This window comes from Actinoplanes sp. ATCC 53533 (genome assembly GCF_003947245.1).
The window spans coordinates 25,241-41,098 of sequence record NZ_QHHV01000127.1; the positions used below are offsets into that span (position 1 = coordinate 25,241).

Here is a 15,858-nt window from a genome sequence, read left to right on the forward strand (position 1 = left end):
CTCCGCTACTTCATACGCGGAGGACATTCGCCTTACGCACTCACGCAATCACCTCGGTCGACGTCCCGGCCCCCGCATTCCCACCCTGCCGGGCCGGCCGCACCGTCCCGCGTCTCCGGTCGACTGCACGATCTTGCGTCGTCCAGGCGAGCTCCCGGGGCCCACCGCCGCGGGCGGCCGTCCCCGCGCACCCGGCAGTCCGACCCGGCAGTCCGTCTGTGGGAAACGGCGAAGCCCGGCCGCGTTCCCGCGGCCGGGCTTCGTGGTGCTGGTGTCCTTGGTAGTGCTGGTGTCGCCTCGGATCAGGGGACGCGGACCAGGTTTTCGCTGGCGCCCTTGCTGTCGACGGCCTGGATCTGCAGGTGGGCGATGTCCTCCCGCGGCAGTGCCGTGACGGCCTGCAGCAGCAGCGGGTCCGGCTGAGCCGCCGTGCCCCAGCCCTTCTCGCCGACCTTCCAGGTCGACAGGACCTCGGACGCGCCGTCGGTGCGGACCACCACGAGCCGGCAGAGCAGCGGGCCCTTGATGTTCGCGACCGCGAACGAGACCTGGGTGCCCCAGTCCTTGCGCTCCAGGCCCACGTCGGCGGTGACCCCGCTGCGCGGGTCGGTGCCGGTGAGGTGCTCGCCCGGCAGCTTCGTGCCACCGAGGCCGGTGCCGCCCTCGGCGATCGGCAACGGGTCGAGCTGCTTGCTGGACCGCGCCGCCTGCTGGGACGGGGCCTGGTCGTCGGAGCTCCCGAGCCACTGACCGCCGGCGAAGAGCGCGCCGATCGAGAGCATCGCGAAGACCACGACCGCCGCGGCCAGCGAGTAGAGCCGCCGGCTGTTGGCCCGCCGGCGCTCGCGCTTCACCTCGCCGATCATCGTCTTGAGCATGAGCCCGTCACGACGGGACTGCTCGGTCGCGACCAGTGCGTCGGCGTCGACATCCGAGAGGATGTCCACCACCGGCAGCAGCGACTCGAGCTCGATGGCGCAGCTCGGGCAGTCGATCAGATGGTCCTCGAAGCGGGAGGCGTCTCGTTCGTCGAGCACACCCAACGCATACGACGCGACGTCGAAGTGCTGTTCCTGTGTCATTCCGTCACCCCCCGCTGCTGCAGAGCCGTACGCAGGGCCCGCAGGGCGTAGTACACACGAGACTTGGCAGTGCCCAGCGGCAGGCCGAGCACCTCGGCCGCCTCCGGGACAGTCTTGCCGCGAAAATACGTCTCGACCAGGATCTCACGGTGCGACTGGCTGAGCGTACGCAGCGCGTCGGTCACGGTCATGAGCTGCAACACGCGGTCGGTGTCGTCGGCCGTGCTGGGGAAGCTCTCCAGTTCACGGTCGTACGTTTCCGGCGGTCGGGCGCTGACGCTGCGGTGGTCGTCGATGGCGATGCGCCGGGCGACGGTCACCAGCCAGGGCCGGAGCGACTGCTGACCCTGGGCACCGAGCCGGTGCGCGTTGCGCCAGGCCCGCAGGAGCGTCTCCTGCACGATGTCCTCGGCCCGCTGCCGGTCGCCGCCGGTGAGCCGCAGGACGAACATCAGCAACGGACCCGCATGCTCCTCGTACAGCATGCGGACGAGCGTGTCCTCGTGGCTCGCCGCTTCCGACGCAGCCCCGTGCCGGGCCTGTCGTGGGATCACGGCATCATCATTGTCCGCACCACGGCCTCCGTCGAGAGCCTGCCACCTGCCACCGGACCGCTGCTGCGTCATCGCGCACACCCTGTCCGGCGTGAGCCGCTCCATGACCAACGCATGCATCGATTCCTCCAGCCGGTGCTTTCCCCGTCGCCTGTCATACGGCTGGGGGCACCGGCCGGGATCAAAGCGAACGGGAAAATTTCCGGAAGCCCCTGGGGCCGGCCGGCATGGACGAGCAGTTGCAAGAGATTCCTCCGGGCTCAAGCCGCGAGAGCGCGCGACTTTCATGCATAGACACCGATATGTACTCGGGGGCACGCGAATAATACTCAGCAAGCCTGCCCGTACGACAGACGCGGAGTGCGCCACCCACCCGGAAGAAGGAGGCATTCGTCGCAGCAGGTGCGGTTACCCTCACCCACTGTTGGCGATTGGCCAAGAAGGCGACCGCCGCCTGAGCCGGCCGCGACCCCGGCGGGGACACCTGGCCAGCGGAAACGATCCAACCCGCCAACGGTAGGGAAGCGAACGGCCGACCGCACGGTCATCCTGGAAAACTCGCAAAAAAACCTAATCGCCCACCACCATGCCCAAGCCCGGACACCGGGCAGCGAAAACCGGGCATCGGATACGGCCGCGGCCCGAAACCGGCCAGCCCCCCGACCCCGCACGCACCGGCAGAAACGCGACCAGAACCGGCCGGCACCGACCAGACCCGAAATCGCCGGACCCCCAACCGGAACCGACAGGACAGCGACCGGGACCGGCAGCCCCCGCGAGGACAGCGACCGGGACCGGGCAGCCCCAGCGAGGACCGCATCCACGACCGGGCCAGCGGGCCCCGAGCAAGACCGGCAGCCCCGGGCAGAAGCGCACCAACGACCGGGCCAGCAGGCCCCGAACAGGATCGACAGCCCCGGCCAGGAGCGCACCAACGACCGGGTCAGCGGGCGGCAGGGGCGGTCAGCGGGTCCTGGCGGTGGCGATCGCCAGGGCGCGGTGCAGCACCCGGGCGTCGCCCAGCATCCCGCGCAGGCGCCGTTCCAGCCCGGCGATCGGCACCAGATTCTGCGGCGCCCGGGGGTCCTTGTACGACGACGAGGCGAACCGCGGCAGGGTCGCGGACGACAGGTCGGCCAGCTCCACCGCCTCGGCCGGGGTCAGATCCGGCGAGCACTCGATCCGCACGATGCCGGACCACGGCGCTCCCGAGGCGCCCGGCAGCCGGAGATACCACGACCAGCCGCCCCAGACCGTGCCCAGCTGAAACACCGGGGTCCGCTGAGTGGGCCGCAGGGACGTGACCACGGCCGTCAGCGCCGCGGGCAGATATTGCTTCTGCTGGGTCTTCACATAGCCGATCGTGCGGGGCAATTGCCGCCTGTTGCGCAGCGGCCCGTCCACCACCAGCAGGTCTGCGCCGTCCGAGCCGCCGTCGCGGGCCGCGCCGGAGATGTCGATCTCCAGCGCCGTCAGCGGCGCCTGGACCGCCGCCGGCAGTTTGCTCGCCTCGCCCGTGCCGCTGACCCGGTGCACCTCGTATCGCACCGATCCCGCCTGCAGGTCCTCCGCGCTCGGCGAGGCGGTGAACAGGCCGCGGGCGACGCGCGCTCCGGCCAGCTCCGCCACGCCGTTACGCAGGTCGCACCGCACCACGCCGGCGGCGTAGGAGGCGGCGAGCCCGGCGTAGGACAAGCCGTCCTCCTCGGCCGTCCAGAGGCCCGCGTCGTTGCGGCGGACGCCGTCGACTAGGAAGACCACGTCGGGGCAGCGGACCCGGGACGAGACGTCGATCGGCGCCCACTGGCCGGCGGGCACCTCGACATCCGTGTCGACCTGGGCGCTGCTGGGCGACGCCGGCCCGTCCGACGAGTCGCCCTCGAACGACGCACCGTACGACGGATCCCAGGCGTCGACGAACATCCGCGTCACAGACCAACCCTCTCTACATGAGCCGTTCGGGCGTCCTTGTGCACCTCGAAGCGGACCGGCACCCGTTCCGCCAGGGCGTTGACGTGCGTGACCACCCCGACCATCCGGTCGCCGCGCGCGGCGAGGTTTTCCAGGGTCGCCGCGACCACGTCCAGCGTCGCCGCGTCGAGGGTGCCGAAGCCCTCGTCGAGCACGATCGACTCCAGGCTCGCCGCCGTCGTCGACATGCCGGCCAGCTGCTCCGAGAGAGCGAGCGCCAGCGCCAGGGACGCCTGGAACGTCTCCCCGCCGGAGAGCGTGCGCACCCCGCGCCGCAGCCCCGCGTCGTGGTGGTCGACGACGAAGAACTCGCCCTTGTCGTGCATCAGGTCATATTGGCCGCCGGTCAGCTCGCGCAGGATCCGCGACGCGCCGCCGACCAGCAGATCCAGCGCCTCCTCGAGCAGCCAGCGCTCGAAGTTGTTGGCCCGCAGGTGCCCGGCCAGGGCCTTGGCGACCCGGCCGTCGCGCAGCAGCCCGGCCCGCTGCTCGTTGAGCTCCCGGGCATGCTCGCGGCGGTCGACCAGCCGCTGCCAGGCCGCACCCGCCCGCTCCGCGGCCACCGCCGCCGAACGGATCAGGTCGGCGTCGGCGCCCCCGGACGGCGCGCTGACCCCGGCGCCGGTGAACAGCGCCAGCACGGCCGCGCGGGCCTGCTGGGTCTCCGCGTGCGCGGCCTCGACCGCCGCTGCCGCCTCGACCCGGGCCTGCTCGCGCTGCCGGGCCGACGTGCGGGCCCAGTCGACCAGGGTGGACCAGGCCGCGGCGAGGTCGTCGCGCTCGGCGGGCGGCGGGGCGAAGCGGGCCACCGCGTCCCGGATCGCGTCGAAGGAACGCCAGGCCGTCCGCTGCTGCTCGTCGGCCGCCGCGACCGCCGCCTGGGCGTTCCGCTGGGCCTCGCGGGCCTCGCGGACCGCCGCACCCGCGCGGTCCAGCTTCTTCTGCAGCGTGGTGAGCTCGGCCAGGCGCCGGCGCAGGGCCTCGACGCCGGGTGAGTCGGTCAGCGCGGCGCGCACCTCGGCGAGCCGGGTCCGGTGCTGTTCGAGCTGGGCGCGCTTGCGGTCGAGCCCGCGCTCCAGCTCGCGGGCCACCGCGTCGCGCTGCTTGAACGCCGTCGACGCGACGTCCGCCGCCGCCCGGGCGGCCTTGCCGGTGCGCTCGGCCGCCTGCACGGCCGAGCCCTCCGGCACCGGCGGCACCTCGGCGACCGGCTGGGCGCAGACCGGGCAGTCGTGGCCGGCGGTCAGGTGCGCCCGCAGGGCGGCGGCGCGGTCCAGGGTCTGCGCCTCGGCGTATTCCAGCCGGGCCTGCTCCAGGAGCTGCTCGGCGCCGTTGTGCGCGGCCCGCGCGAGGTCGGCGGCCGCGACGGCGTCCTTGTGCTCCACCTCGACGACCGAGACCTCGCCCGCGAACCACTCGGCCTGCCCGGTCAGCCTCTCCAGCTCGATGTGGCGGTCGAGCAGCAGCCCGAGCGAGCCCGCGTCGCCGGCCGCGGCCAGCTCCCCGCGGACCTTCTCCTCGCGCTCCTCGGCCGTGCGCACACCCGCCGCCGCCTCGGTGGCGCCGGCGCGGGCGGTGGCCGTTGCCTCGGCGACCTTGGCGCTGCCCGCCGGCATCTTGACCCGGGCGAGCGCGGCCAGCTCCCCCGCGATCGCGTCGCGGGCCGCGGCGAGCTCGGCCTCGCGGCCGCGGACCGTGCTGAGCTGCGGCACCGCCTGCTCGACCGCCTGGGTCAGCTCGCGCATCGCGGTCAGCCGGGTCTCGGCGGCCTCGACCGCGTCGTCGTCGGCGTCGGCCAGCCCGGCGAGCACCTGGTCGACGGTGGCGAGCTGGGCCTCGGCCTTCGTCGCGCGGGTGGAGGCCTTCGCCTGCACCTCCTCGTAGACGTGCAGGCCGAGCAGGTTGACCAGGATCTGCTGGCGGGTGGCCGGCTTGGCGTGCAGGAAGTCGGCGAACTGCCCCTGCGGCAGCACCACGCAGCTGGTGAACTGCTCGTACGGCAGCCCGACCGCCTCGACGATCGCGCTGTCCATCTCGGCCGGGGTCCCGGCGAGCACGTCGCCCAGGTCTTCCAGGCTCATCCCGGTGTCGAGCCGGGTGACGTCGAAGCCCGGCGGCATGAGCTGCAAGCCGGCGCCGGCCGTCTTGACGTTGCCCCGGCCGTCGCGGCGCACCACCCGGGTGGCCACATACCGCGAGCCGGCGGACTCGAAGACGAGCCGGACCCGGGCCTCGGTGGCCGAGGGGGCGAGCGCGTTGACGATGCCGCGGCTGCCACCCCAGCGGGGCACCGTGCCGTAGAGGGCGAAGCAGATGGCGTCGAGCACCGTGGATTTTCCGGAGCCGGTCGGACCCACCAGCGCGAAATAGTCCGCGTCGGTGAAGTCGACAGTGGTCTCCTCGCGGAAGACCGTGAATCCGGCCATGTCGAGCCGCAGCGGCCTCATGAGTTGGTGCTCACCTCGTCGTAGAGCTCGTCGAAGAGTTCCCGGACGCCGTCCTCGGCGGTGCCCCGGCTGTCCAGATAGTCGCCGAAGAGCTGGCGTGGGGACCGGCCGGCGCGCTGCGCCATCCGCTCGCCGGCCCGGTCGGGCACCATGTCGGGATCGATGCGCACCTCCAGGGCGTTGGGCAGCAGCTCCTGGACATCCTCGCGCAGCCCCACCCGGGGCGTCTCGCGCACGAAGACCCGCAACCAGGCGTCCGGAAGCTGCACCGTGGCGAGCTGGTCGAGGGATCCGCGCACGGTGCGCAGCGTCTTCGCCGAGGTCACCGGCACGTCGCGGACCTGGGCCGCCTTCTCGGCCGACACCTCCACGATCGCGACGGAGCTGACGTTTTCCTCCTCGCCGAAGTCGACGGCCAGCGGGCTGCCGCTGTAGCGCACCGGGCACGGGCCGATGACCGACTGCGAGCGGTGCAGGTGGCCGAGCGCGACGTAGTGCGTGCCGGGCGGGAAGACGGTGGCCGGGACCGCGTATCCCATCACGGTGTGCGCCTCGCGCTCGCCGCCGCCGGTGCTGGCACCGATGACGGTGAGGTGGGCGGTCACCAGGTTGACCACGCCGGGCTCGTCGAACCCCTCCGCGAGCCGCCCGATCAGCCGGGCGATGTGGTCGGCGTAGGTCTGGCTCGCCTCGGCGGCGGTCAATTCATACATCTCCACCGCGCGGATGGCGTAGCGCTGGGAGAGGAACGGCAGGGCGGCCAGCCGCCACCGCTCGCCGCCGGCGGTCGTCCCGGTCAGGATCAGGTCGTCGGGCTTGTCGCGCACGGAGCCGCGCAGCATGATGCCCGCCGCGTCGGCCCAGGGCCGCAGCGCGTCCAGGGCCTGGCCGTTGTCGTGGTTGCCGCCGATCGCGATCACCTCGGCACCGGTCTGCCGCAGCGCCGACAGCGCCCGGGTCACCACGCGCACCGCGTCCGGCGACGGCGCGGCTGTGTCATAGAGGTCACCGGCGATGATCACGAGGTCGGGCCGCTCGGCGCGGGCTATCTCCACCACCTGGCCGAGCACCCGGATGTGTTCCTCGTGCCGGGTCCGGCCCTTCAGGACCTTCCCGACGTGCCAGTCGGACGTGTGCAGGATGCGCATCGCTCATCTTCCGCCGTTTGGTCTTGATCCGCGCCGTAGGCGCCTGAGGAAGGCTAGAACGGAATGTCGTCGTCGGACGAACCGCCGCGGCCGCCGACCACCGCGAACGGATCGACGCCCTGCACGATCGAGCGCATCGTGGCTGCCGGGGGCGGTCCCGACTCGGATTTGCGGGTGGCCCAGGCCGGGAAGGGAAACTCGACACAGAGTGGGACGGGGATGTCCGGCTGGTTGACGAACATCGTGCCGGGCCGGGCCAGCAGGGCCCGCTGGCGCATCGCCGGGGGCAGGAAACCGTACTCCGGGCGGGAGGCCTCGGCCGGGTCGAGGCGGCCCACCACGCGGATCGCGGAATTCGTGACGATGCGGCGCTCGACCTCGCTGGCGGTCTGCTGGGCGCCGATCAGGATCACGCCCAGCGAGCGGCCGCGCTCGGCGATGTCGAGCAGCACCTCCTTGATCGGGGACGAGCCCTCGCGGGGTGCGTATTTGTTCAGCTCGTCGAGCACGACGAACAGCAGCGGGCGGCCGGTGCCCGACTTCTCCTTGTCGTCGAACTCCGTCTTGAGGGTCACGCCGACCACGAAGCGCTGCGCCCGGTCCGGGAGATTGTGCAGGTCGACCACGGTGACCTGGGCGCTCTCCGCGGTCTTGATCTGGTGCGGGCGGCGGGCGGCCAGGTCGCCGCGGATGAGCCGGGCCAGGTCGCGCTTGCTGCCGATCAGCCGGCGGGCGAACGCGTTGACCGTGCCCATGTTGACCGCGCTGCCGGCCCAGGTGGAGCGGGTCTCGTCGTCGGTGAGCTGCTCGACGACGTGGTCGACCAGGTCGCCGTACGACGACAGGCGCCGGCCGTCGATGCTGACGCCGCCCTCGGCGGGCACCGCATACCGGGCCAGGTGTGCGGTGACCGAGTGGACCACCATCGTGTATTGCTGGCGCTCGTCGTCGGCGTCGGCGAAGACATACGGCAGCAGCCGCGTGGAGCAGAACTCCTCCAGCGTCCAGTAGAAGCTGTCCACCCCGGTGAGCCGGCTCTGCACGTCGGGCGCGCCGGAGGAGTCGCCGGCCCGGGGCGGGGCGTAGACCCGCACGTCGGGGAATGGGGTCGCGGGCAGGCCGAGCCGGGCATACGCCGCCTCGGTCGCCTCGTCGAGCTTGGTGTTGGGGTGGTCGAGGAAGAGCAGGTCCTCGCCCTTGACGTTGAAGATCAGGGCCCGGGCGTTGACCGCGTCGCCGCCGAGTTGGCCGGAGCGGAACACGGAATAGAGCAGGAAGGTCGCGAAGCTGGTCTTGGTGGCGACGCCCGAGATGCCGGAGATGGACACATGCGCGCCCCGGGTGCCGTCGAGAAAGTCGGCGTTGAGGAAGACCGGCACGCCGTCCCGGCCGGTGCCCATCGGGATCCGGCGCTCCATCCGGTCGAAGTGCAGGGCCGCGTCGCGGGCGGCGCCGGAGGCACGGTGCACGACGGCGCCGGGTGAGGGCGGCACGTAGAGCTCCGGGTCGACCCGGGTCGTGGTGATCTCGGCCGCCTCCTGCACCAGGGCCGGCAGCGTGCCCTCGGCGATGGCGAAGACGTCGGAGTCGAACTGGGCGCCCTCGTGCCGCGCGCGGACCTGGGTCACCACGCCGGCGATGGTCACCGGCTCGCGCCCGGGCAGCTCGCGCTCGGTCACCACGACGTCGTCGAGCTGCAGATAGCTGCCCGGGGTGACCGCCGTCCAGAACTGCAACGGGGTGGCGTCGGCCGTGCCGAGGACACGCCCGACCGGTTCGTTCACTTCGACCACTTCGTCAGACACGCCGATCATGTTGCACCAGACGTATGACAACCGACGCACGGCACGTCGGTCGGACGAGGGGTTGGCACGGGTTATCCACAACTTCTAGGGGTCATCCACAGGTTTGTCCACAAGTCCTAGCGGCTGCGGGCGTACCGGAGAAAAAGCATGGGTCCGTCGGCCAGGATCCCGGCCAGTGCCATCTCCCGCGGCGGGCCGTCCGGGCCGGCCGCGATGCGGCCGGCGGCACCGCCGACCAGCCGGGGCGAGACGGTCAGGCACACCTCGTCGACCAGATCGGCGGCGATCATCGCGCCGAACAGGTGCGGGCCGCCCTCGCAGAGCAGCTGGGTCGCGCCCCGCGCGTGCAGCTCGCGGATCGCCGCGGGCAGGTCGACCGCTTCCTCACCGACGGTGATGATCTCGGCGACCTCGGCCAGCGCCGCCCGCCGGCCGGCCGGCGCACCGGCGTGGGTGACGACCAGCGGCCGAACCGGCGCGTCCGAGAAGACGAGCTGCTCAGGGTCGAGATCGAGGCTGCCCGAGACGACCACCATCAGCGGGAACTCGGGCAGCCCGTGCGCCCGGCGCCAGTCCCGGGCGGGCGCGGTGAGCCGCAACGCATCGTAGTTTTCCGCCCGGACCGTGCCGGCCGCCACCACCAGCGCGTCGCAGACCATCCGCAGCGAATCGAAGATCAGCTTGTCGCCGGGGCCGCCCAGCCCGCCGGACTTGCCGTTCACCGTGACGGCACCGTCGACGCTGGCCACGAAGTTGACCCGCAGGGTCGGCGCGGAGTGACGCGGGTAACAAGCGACCAGGTCGGCGTCGTGGACATCGATCATGGCCCGGGCGGCCCGGTCACGGGCGGCGTGGGCTCGACGGGGCGATGCTGGCAGTCGCACCACGACCCGCCCCGGCAATCCTCGTGGCGCCGCTCCCGGCAGGCATGACAGATCATTCCTAGAGCCTAGGCCGACGCTCCGGGGACGGCTGCGGACAGGCCAAGGTCAAAACTGACAGCGTACGGGCGAGACATCGGCGGGCCTGAGCGCGATAATGCCCGGATGACCAGGCAACCCGTCCGTGCACCGGGCCGACCGACGCTCGACGCCGTGGCGGCGCGCGCGGGCGTCGGCCGCGGCACCGCATCGCGCGTCCTGAACGGGTCCACACAGGTTAGCGCGCAGGCCAAGGCCGCCGTCGAGGCCGCCATCCAGGAGCTCGGCTATGTCCCCAACAGGGCGGCGCGCTCCCTGGTTACCCAGCGTACGGACTCGGTCGCGCTGGTCGTCTCGGAGTCGCAGGAGCGCGTTTTCGGCGAGCCGTTCTTCGCCGGAGTGCTGCGCGGCATCAACGCGGCCCTGCTGGAGACGCCCCTGCAGCTCTGGCTGGCGATGGCCGCCTCGCCCGGGCAGCGCGAGCGGGTCGAGCACCACCTGACCGGCCAGCACGTCGACGGCGTCCTGCTGCTCTCCCTGCACGACGACGACCCGCTGCCCGCCGTGCTGCGCGAGCGCGGCATGCCGTTCGTCTTCGGCGGCCGGTCCGCCCGGGCCGCCGACAGCGACTTCTCGGTCGACGTGGACAACTCCGCAGGCGCCCGCAAGGCGGTCGAATATCTCCTCGGCAACGGCGCCCGCCGGGTCGCCACGATCGCCGGCCCGCAGGACATGGAGGTCGGCCGGGCCCGGCTGGCCGGCTACCGCACCGCGATGAGCGGGCCGGAGCTGGTCGCGTACGGCGACTTCAGCGAGGCCGGCGGCGTCAAGGCGATGCGGGAGCTGCTGGATCGCGAGCCCGACCTGGACGCCGTCTTCGTCGCCTCCGACCTGATGGCCAGCGGGGCGCTGCGGGCCCTGCGCGACGCCGGTCTGCGCGTGCCGCAGGACGTGGCGGTCATCGGTTTCGAGGACGCGCCCGTGGCCCGCCAGTGCGAGCCCCCGCTGACCACGGTCCACCAGCCGGTCGAGGAGATGGGCCGGCGGATGGCCGAGCTGCTGGTCTGCCGGATCCGGCGCGAACCGGTCGCGAATTCCCACGTTCTGCTCGACACCCATCTGGTCCGTCGCGCCTCGGCCTGACCCGCCCTAGGCTGGCGTGATTCAGGGCATACCTCTGCGTCTTGACGATCGGGACACGGCCTCGCAACGGGTGCGAAACGCCGCTTCGGCAGTCTTGGCGCGTGGGACGGCACCGCCGTGCCGTCTTCCAGCTGGAAGGAGTCGCATGTTGCTGCGGGTACGGGTCACTCTGCCGGACCGCCCTGGTGCCCTCGGTCAGGTCGCGCGCACGCTCGGCGTCGCCGGGGCCGACATCGTCCAGGTCGTGGTGCTGGAGCGACTCGGCGGGCGGGCGGTGGACGACTTCACCGTCGTCTGGCCGGGCGCCTCCCGCGTCGAGCGGCTCCTCGCCGGCCTCTCCACCATCCCCGGCGTGCAGGTCGACGGCGTCTGGCGGGCGATCGGCGCGCCGGTCTCCGGCGGTCACGACGCCGAACTGCTGGCCCAGGTCGCGGCGAACCCGGCGGACGGCCTGGCCACCCTGGTCGACGCCGTGCCCGCCCTGCTGGCCGCCGACTGGGCCGCGGCCGCGGTCGTGCCGGCCGACTGGGCCGCGCGCACCGCCGCGCCCCGGCCGGTGCCGGCCGACGAGCCGGACCTGCGCCTGCCGACCGGCAGCGAGCCCACGGTGACGTACGCGAGCTGGCGCGCCCCGTCCCCGCTGCACCTGCCCGAGGTGACCCCGCTGCGGGCCCGGCCGATGATCGGCGCCGACAACACCCGCTACGCGGTGGCCCCGTTCGGCCGCGCGGGTCTGGTCCTGGTGATCGCCCGGTCCGACGACGCCGAGCTGCCCGCCGCCGCCTTCCACATCACCGAGGTCGACCGGATCGCCCAGCTGGTCCGCGCCGCCGCCGTGATCCTCGGCGACCGCCTCGACCGGGCCGATGTGCCGTCGGTCGCCACGGCTGTGATCGACCCCTCATAGTCGTCCCAGCTCAGGCAATGCGCAGGTAACACCGGCGAGGCACGCTTAAGTTCGAGGCAGGGCGAGTCGATCCGGAGAGGAAGTGCCGAGCATGGCGCTGTGGCGCATCAGGGCAACGGTCGACGACCGTCCGGGCTATCTCTCGGTGCTCACCGCGAGCCTCGCGCTGCGGTCCGTCAACATCCTCGCCGTCCAGGTGCACACCACCGAGGGCGGCGCGGTCGACGACTTCCTGGTCGACGCGCCGGACACCATGTCGGAGCAGGAGCTGCAGGCCGCGATCGCCCGGGGCCGGGGCCGCGAGGCCTTCGTCACCCGCGCCGAGGCCCAGGGCCTGGCCGACCAGCCGACCCGGGCGCTGGCCCTGGCCGGCCGGCTGGTGCACGATCCCGACACCCTCGGCGAGGCCCTGGTCGCTTTGCTCGACGCGGCCGAGGTGCGCTGGCGCCCCGAGGGCACGGTGGTCCTGCACGGCTTCGACGAGGAGCGGATGACCCTGATCGACCCGACCGGCGGCACCTACGAGGTGCTGCGGCCGGCGCCGGCCTTCACCCCGGCCGAATATGCCCGGGCGCAGGCCCTGGTCGAGGTCAGCGGCGCCCTGGTGCGCCGCGCCGGCGAGCAGACCACCCTGCTGTTGCCCGACGGCGCCGAGCTGCTGATCCGCGCCGCGACCGGCGACGACGCCGAGGGCGTGCGGCGACTGCACTCGCGCAGTTCCCTGCTGTCCCGCCAGCGCCGCTACCTCGGCGGGGTGCGGATGCCGTCGGAGGCGCGCCTGCGCCGGCTGCTCGAGCCGGCCGGCGGCCTGACGCTGCTGGCCCTGCACACCGACCCGGCCAGCGGCGAGGAAAGCGTCGTCGCGATGGCCAACCTGCTCACCGAGGGCGATCTGGGCGAGGTGGCGCTGCTGGTGCAGGACGCCTGGCAGCGCCGCGGCATCGGCACGGCGCTGCTGCGCCGGCTGACCGCCCGGGCGGCCCGGATGGACGTCTCGGCCCTGGTGGCGCACACCGGCGCCGACAACGTGGCGATGCTGCGCACGCTGCGCCGGTTCGGCGTGGCGGATCGCGGCGACCGCGACGGGACGCTGCTGACCCTGACCCTGCCGGTGGCCGGCCGCCGCCGGTCGGCGAGTGATGAGACTCCTGCCACCTCCGGGTGACGGGTGAGAGCGGCGACGGCGGGCCTTTCGCGAGGCCCGCCGTCGCCGATGGGTAAGGGGTGCGCTCAGGAGCGGCGGATGCCGTGCTCGACGCAGGTCGCCGTCCAGCCGGCCGGCACGACCTGCACCTTCATCCGGCGCCGGCAGTCGGGGCAGAAGCGTGGTGGCTCCAGCTCGCGGGCCGCCGCGCACGCCGCGTGGTCGCCCACCGCGGCCGCCTGCCCGCACCGGTCGCAATACACCAGCAGCGTCACAGCGTCGCCGAGAGCGCCTTGACCGGCATCTTCAGCTCCCGCAGCAGCTCCAGGTCGGCGGTGGCCGGGCGGCCCAGCGTCGTCAGGTAGTTGCCGACGATGACCGCGTTGATGCCGCCGAGCAGGCCGTCGCGGGTGCCCAGGTCGCCCAGGGTGATCTCGCGGCCGCCCGCGTATCGCAGGATGGTCCGGGGCATCGCCAGCCGGAAGGCGGCGATCGCGCGCAGCGCGTCCTTGCCCTCCACCACCGGGCGGTCGCCCAGCGGGGTGCCCGGGCGCGGGTTGAGGAAGTTGAGCGGGACCTCGTGCGGGTCGAGCTCGGCCAGCTGCGCGGCGAACTCGGCGCGCTGCTCGATCGACTCGCCCAGCCCGAGGATGCCGCCGCAGCAGACCTCCATGCCGGAGTCGCGCACCATCTTCAGCGTGCCCCAGCGCTCTTCCCACGAGTGGGTGGTCACCACGTTGGGGAAGTAGGACTCGCAGGTCTCGAGGTTGTGGTTGTAGCGGTGGACGCCCATCGCGACGAGCTCGTCGACCTGCTCCTGGGTGAGCATGCCGAGGCTGGCCGCGACCTGGATGTCGACCGCTTCCTTGATCGCCTTGACGCCCTCGCGCATCTGGGCCATGAGCCGCTCGTCGGGACCGCGCACGGCGGCCACGATGCAGAACTCCGTCGCACCGGTCGCCGCGGTCTGCTTCGCCGCCTCGACCAGCGAGGGAACGTCGAGCCAGACGGCCCGCACCGGCGAGGTGAACAGGCCGGACTGCGAGCAGAAGTGGCAGTCCTCGGGGCAGCCGCCGGTCTTGAGCGACACGATGCCCTCGACCTCGACCTCGGGCCCGCACCACTTCATCCGGACGTCGTGCGCGAGCTGGAGCAGCTCCGGCAGATCCTCGTCGGGCAGCCGCAACACCTCGAGAATGCCCGCCTCGTCGAGCCCGGCACCGTCGGCAAGAACCCGGGCCCGGGCCCGGTCGAGGATCTCTGGCATGCCCGTACCCTACAAGGCGTTCCGCGCGGCCGGGATGTCGGAGCCGGGTGATAGTTTGCCCGGCGGACGGGGTTCCGGCGATGAGGGCGAGGGTGCTTTGGCGGGCTGGCAGGAGGCGCTGGAGCGCCAGGCCCGCACGCGGGCCAAGGCCGGGCTGACCAGGACCTTGCGGCCGCGGTCCGCCGGCGACCCGGTGATCGATCTGGCCGGCAACGACTATCTCGGCCTGGCCGTGCATCCCGAGGTGATCGCGGCGTCGGTCCGGGCCCTGCGGGCGTACGGGCTGGGCGCCACCGGTTCGCGGCTGGTCCGCGGCTCGACGGAGGCGCATTCGGCCCTGGAGACGGAGCTGGCCGACTGGCTCGGCGCGGAGCAGGCGCTGGTCTACTCCTCGGGTTACCTGGCCAATCTCGGCGCGGTCCGGGCCCTGGCCGGGCCCGATGCCGTCATCGTCTCGGACAGCTACAACCACGCGTCCCTGATCGACGGCTGCAAGAGCTCTGGCGCGCAGGTCGTGGTCGCCCCGCACGCCGACCCGGCCGCGCTGGCGGCCATCCTCGGCGCCCACCCCGGCCAGGCATGCGTCTATGTCACCGAGTCGGTCTTCTCGGTGGACGGCGACCTCGCGCCGCTGGCCGAGCTGCACGCGGTGACCGCGGCCCACGACACGCTGCTGCTGGTCGACGACGCCCACGCGGTGGGCATCCTCGGCGCCGAGGGCGCGGGCGGCGTCGCGGCGGCGGGGCTGGCGGGCGAGCCGGACGTGATCGTGACCGCGACCCTGTCGAAATCTCTCGGCGGCGCGGGCGGGGTGGTCGCCGGCCCGGCCGCGCTGATCCGGCACCTGGTCGACACGGGACGCACGTTCATCTACGACACCGCGCCCCCGCCGGCGGTGGTGGCCGGCGTGCACGCGGCGCTGCGGGTCACCCGCGCGGCCGACGACCGCCGGGCCGTGCTGGCCGCCCGGGGCGAGCTGACCGCCCGCCGGCTCGGCGCGGCCGGCTTCCGGGTGTCCCGGCCGGCGGCCGGCGTGCTGTCGGTGCTGGCCCCGGGCCCAGAGGCGGCGGTGACCTGGGCGGCGGACTGCCGCGACCGGGGCATCGCGGTGGGCTGCTTCCGGCCGCCGTCCACGCCGGACGGCTCGTCCCGGCTGCGGTTGACCCTCAACGCGGGCATCCCGGCGGCGGAGTTCGAGCGAGCCCTGGACGTGATCGTGGAGTGCGCACCATGACCCCGCACCAGACCGCCGAGGCCGGCAGCTCCCCGGAGACGGCCCACGCCACCGAAGCCGGCAACTCCCCAGAGACGGCCCACGCCACCGAAGCCGGCAACTCCCCAGAGACGGCCCACGCCACCGAAGCCGGCAACTCCCCAGACGACGGCCCACGCCACCGAAGCCGGCAACTCCCCAGAGACGGGCCCACGCCACCGAAGCCGGCAACTCCCCAGAGACGGCCCACGCCACCG

Annotated in this window: 13 protein-coding genes; 4 read left to right on the forward strand and 9 right to left on the reverse strand. The window is 73.1% G+C overall.

What is annotated here, in order from left to right; all coding sequences use genetic code 11:
* Positions 1-302: 302 nt before the first annotated feature.
* From DMB66_RS36155 to DMB66_RS36185, 7 genes are all read right to left on the reverse strand, one after another.
* Positions 303-1,082 carry a zf-HC2 domain-containing protein gene (locus tag DMB66_RS36155; protein ID WP_125808625.1) on the reverse strand — a complete coding sequence of 260 codons (780 nt, stop codon included), beginning with the start codon at positions 1,080-1,082 and terminating at the stop codon, positions 303-305.
* The gene (locus DMB66_RS36160) at positions 1,079-1,756 is read right to left on the reverse strand and encodes a sigma-70 family RNA polymerase sigma factor (RefSeq protein ID WP_125808626.1); all 678 of its coding nucleotides are present in this window, start codon (positions 1,754-1,756) and stop codon (positions 1,079-1,081) included. The genes DMB66_RS36155 and DMB66_RS36160 overlap by 4 nt, the downstream gene beginning before the upstream one ends.
* A gap of 843 nt (positions 1,757-2,599) precedes the next feature.
* Positions 2,600-3,568: a hypothetical protein gene (locus DMB66_RS36165; RefSeq protein ID WP_199752826.1), complete on the reverse strand. Its 969-nt coding sequence runs from the start codon at positions 3,566-3,568 to the stop codon at positions 2,600-2,602.
* Entirely contained in the window at positions 3,565-6,054 is a 2,490-nt protein-coding gene (locus tag DMB66_RS36170) for an AAA family ATPase (RefSeq protein ID WP_125808627.1), read from the reverse strand. The genes DMB66_RS36165 and DMB66_RS36170 overlap by 4 nt, the downstream gene beginning before the upstream one ends.
* Positions 6,051-7,202 (reverse strand): exonuclease SbcCD subunit D, encoded by a 1,152-nt coding sequence (locus tag DMB66_RS36175; protein WP_125808628.1) that lies wholly within the window; start codon positions 7,200-7,202, stop codon positions 6,051-6,053. The genes DMB66_RS36170 and DMB66_RS36175 overlap by 4 nt, the downstream gene beginning before the upstream one ends.
* Before the next feature lie 53 nt (positions 7,203-7,255).
* On the reverse strand, positions 7,256-9,016 hold the full coding sequence (locus tag DMB66_RS36180; protein WP_370319865.1) for an ATP-binding protein: 1,761 nt from the start codon (positions 9,014-9,016) through the stop codon (positions 7,256-7,258).
* Positions 9,017-9,123: 107 nt separating this feature from the next.
* Entirely contained in the window at positions 9,124-9,885 is a 762-nt protein-coding gene (locus DMB66_RS36185) for a pyrimidine reductase family protein (RefSeq protein WP_370319870.1), read from the reverse strand.
* A gap of 168 nt (positions 9,886-10,053) precedes the next feature.
* Between DMB66_RS36185 and DMB66_RS36190 the strand changes: the two genes are divergently transcribed.
* The 3 genes from DMB66_RS36190 to DMB66_RS36200 all read left to right on the forward strand — a co-directional run bounded on the left by DMB66_RS36190 (position 10,054) and on the right by DMB66_RS36200 (position 13,142).
* Positions 10,054-11,070: a LacI family DNA-binding transcriptional regulator gene (locus DMB66_RS36190; RefSeq protein ID WP_125808631.1), complete on the forward strand. Its 1,017-nt coding sequence runs from the start codon at positions 10,054-10,056 to the stop codon at positions 11,068-11,070.
* A gap of 145 nt (positions 11,071-11,215) precedes the next feature.
* On the forward strand, positions 11,216-11,977 hold the full coding sequence (locus DMB66_RS36195) for an amino acid-binding protein (protein ID WP_125808632.1): 762 nt from the start codon (positions 11,216-11,218) through the stop codon (positions 11,975-11,977).
* Positions 11,978-12,068: 91 nt separating this feature from the next.
* Entirely contained in the window at positions 12,069-13,142 is a 1,074-nt protein-coding gene (locus DMB66_RS36200) for a GNAT family N-acetyltransferase (protein WP_125808633.1), read from the forward strand.
* A 65-nt stretch (positions 13,143-13,207) separates the two neighbouring features.
* Here the strand turns inward: DMB66_RS36200 and DMB66_RS36205 are convergent, their stop codons facing one another.
* Both DMB66_RS36205 and bioB read right to left on the reverse strand, forming a co-directional pair.
* Entirely contained in the window at positions 13,208-13,396 is a 189-nt protein-coding gene (locus tag DMB66_RS36205) for a hypothetical protein (RefSeq protein ID WP_125808634.1), read from the reverse strand.
* Positions 13,393-14,388 (reverse strand): biotin synthase BioB, encoded by a 996-nt coding sequence (gene bioB, locus DMB66_RS36210; protein ID WP_125808635.1) that lies wholly within the window; start codon positions 14,386-14,388, stop codon positions 13,393-13,395. Before bioB ends, DMB66_RS36205 begins: the two co-directional genes overlap by 4 nt.
* A gap of 97 nt (positions 14,389-14,485) precedes the next feature.
* Between bioB and DMB66_RS36215 the strand changes: the two genes are divergently transcribed.
* Positions 14,486-15,622, forward strand: a complete 1,137-nt coding sequence (locus DMB66_RS36215) for an 8-amino-7-oxononanoate synthase (RefSeq protein WP_125808640.1) — start codon at positions 14,486-14,488, stop codon at positions 15,620-15,622.
* The last annotated feature ends 236 nt before the right edge of the window (positions 15,623-15,858 follow it).

Coding starts and splice junctions, on each gene's coding strand:
- DMB66_RS36155 (WP_125808625.1), bottom strand. CDS start 1,082: ATGACACAGGAACAGCACTTCGACGTCGCGTCGTATGCGTTGGGTGTG.
- DMB66_RS36160 (WP_125808626.1), bottom strand. CDS start 1,756: ATGCATGCGTTGGTCATGGAGCGGCTCACGCCGGACAGGGTGTGCGCG.
- DMB66_RS36170 (WP_125808627.1), bottom strand. CDS start 6,054: ATGAGGCCGCTGCGGCTCGACATGGCCGGATTCACGGTCTTCCGCGAG.
- DMB66_RS36175 (WP_125808628.1), bottom strand. CDS start 7,202: ATGCGCATCCTGCACACGTCCGACTGGCACGTCGGGAAGGTCCTGAAG.
- DMB66_RS36180 (WP_370319865.1), bottom strand. CDS start 9,016: ATGATCGGCGTGTCTGACGAAGTGGTCGAAGTGAACGAACCGGTCGGG.
- DMB66_RS36190 (WP_125808631.1), top strand. CDS start 10,054: ATGACCAGGCAACCCGTCCGTGCACCGGGCCGACCGACGCTCGACGCC.
- DMB66_RS36195 (WP_125808632.1), top strand. CDS start 11,216: ATGTTGCTGCGGGTACGGGTCACTCTGCCGGACCGCCCTGGTGCCCTC.
- DMB66_RS36200 (WP_125808633.1), top strand. CDS start 12,069: ATGGCGCTGTGGCGCATCAGGGCAACGGTCGACGACCGTCCGGGCTAT.
- bioB (WP_125808635.1), bottom strand. CDS start 14,388: ATGCCAGAGATCCTCGACCGGGCCCGGGCCCGGGTTCTTGCCGACGGT.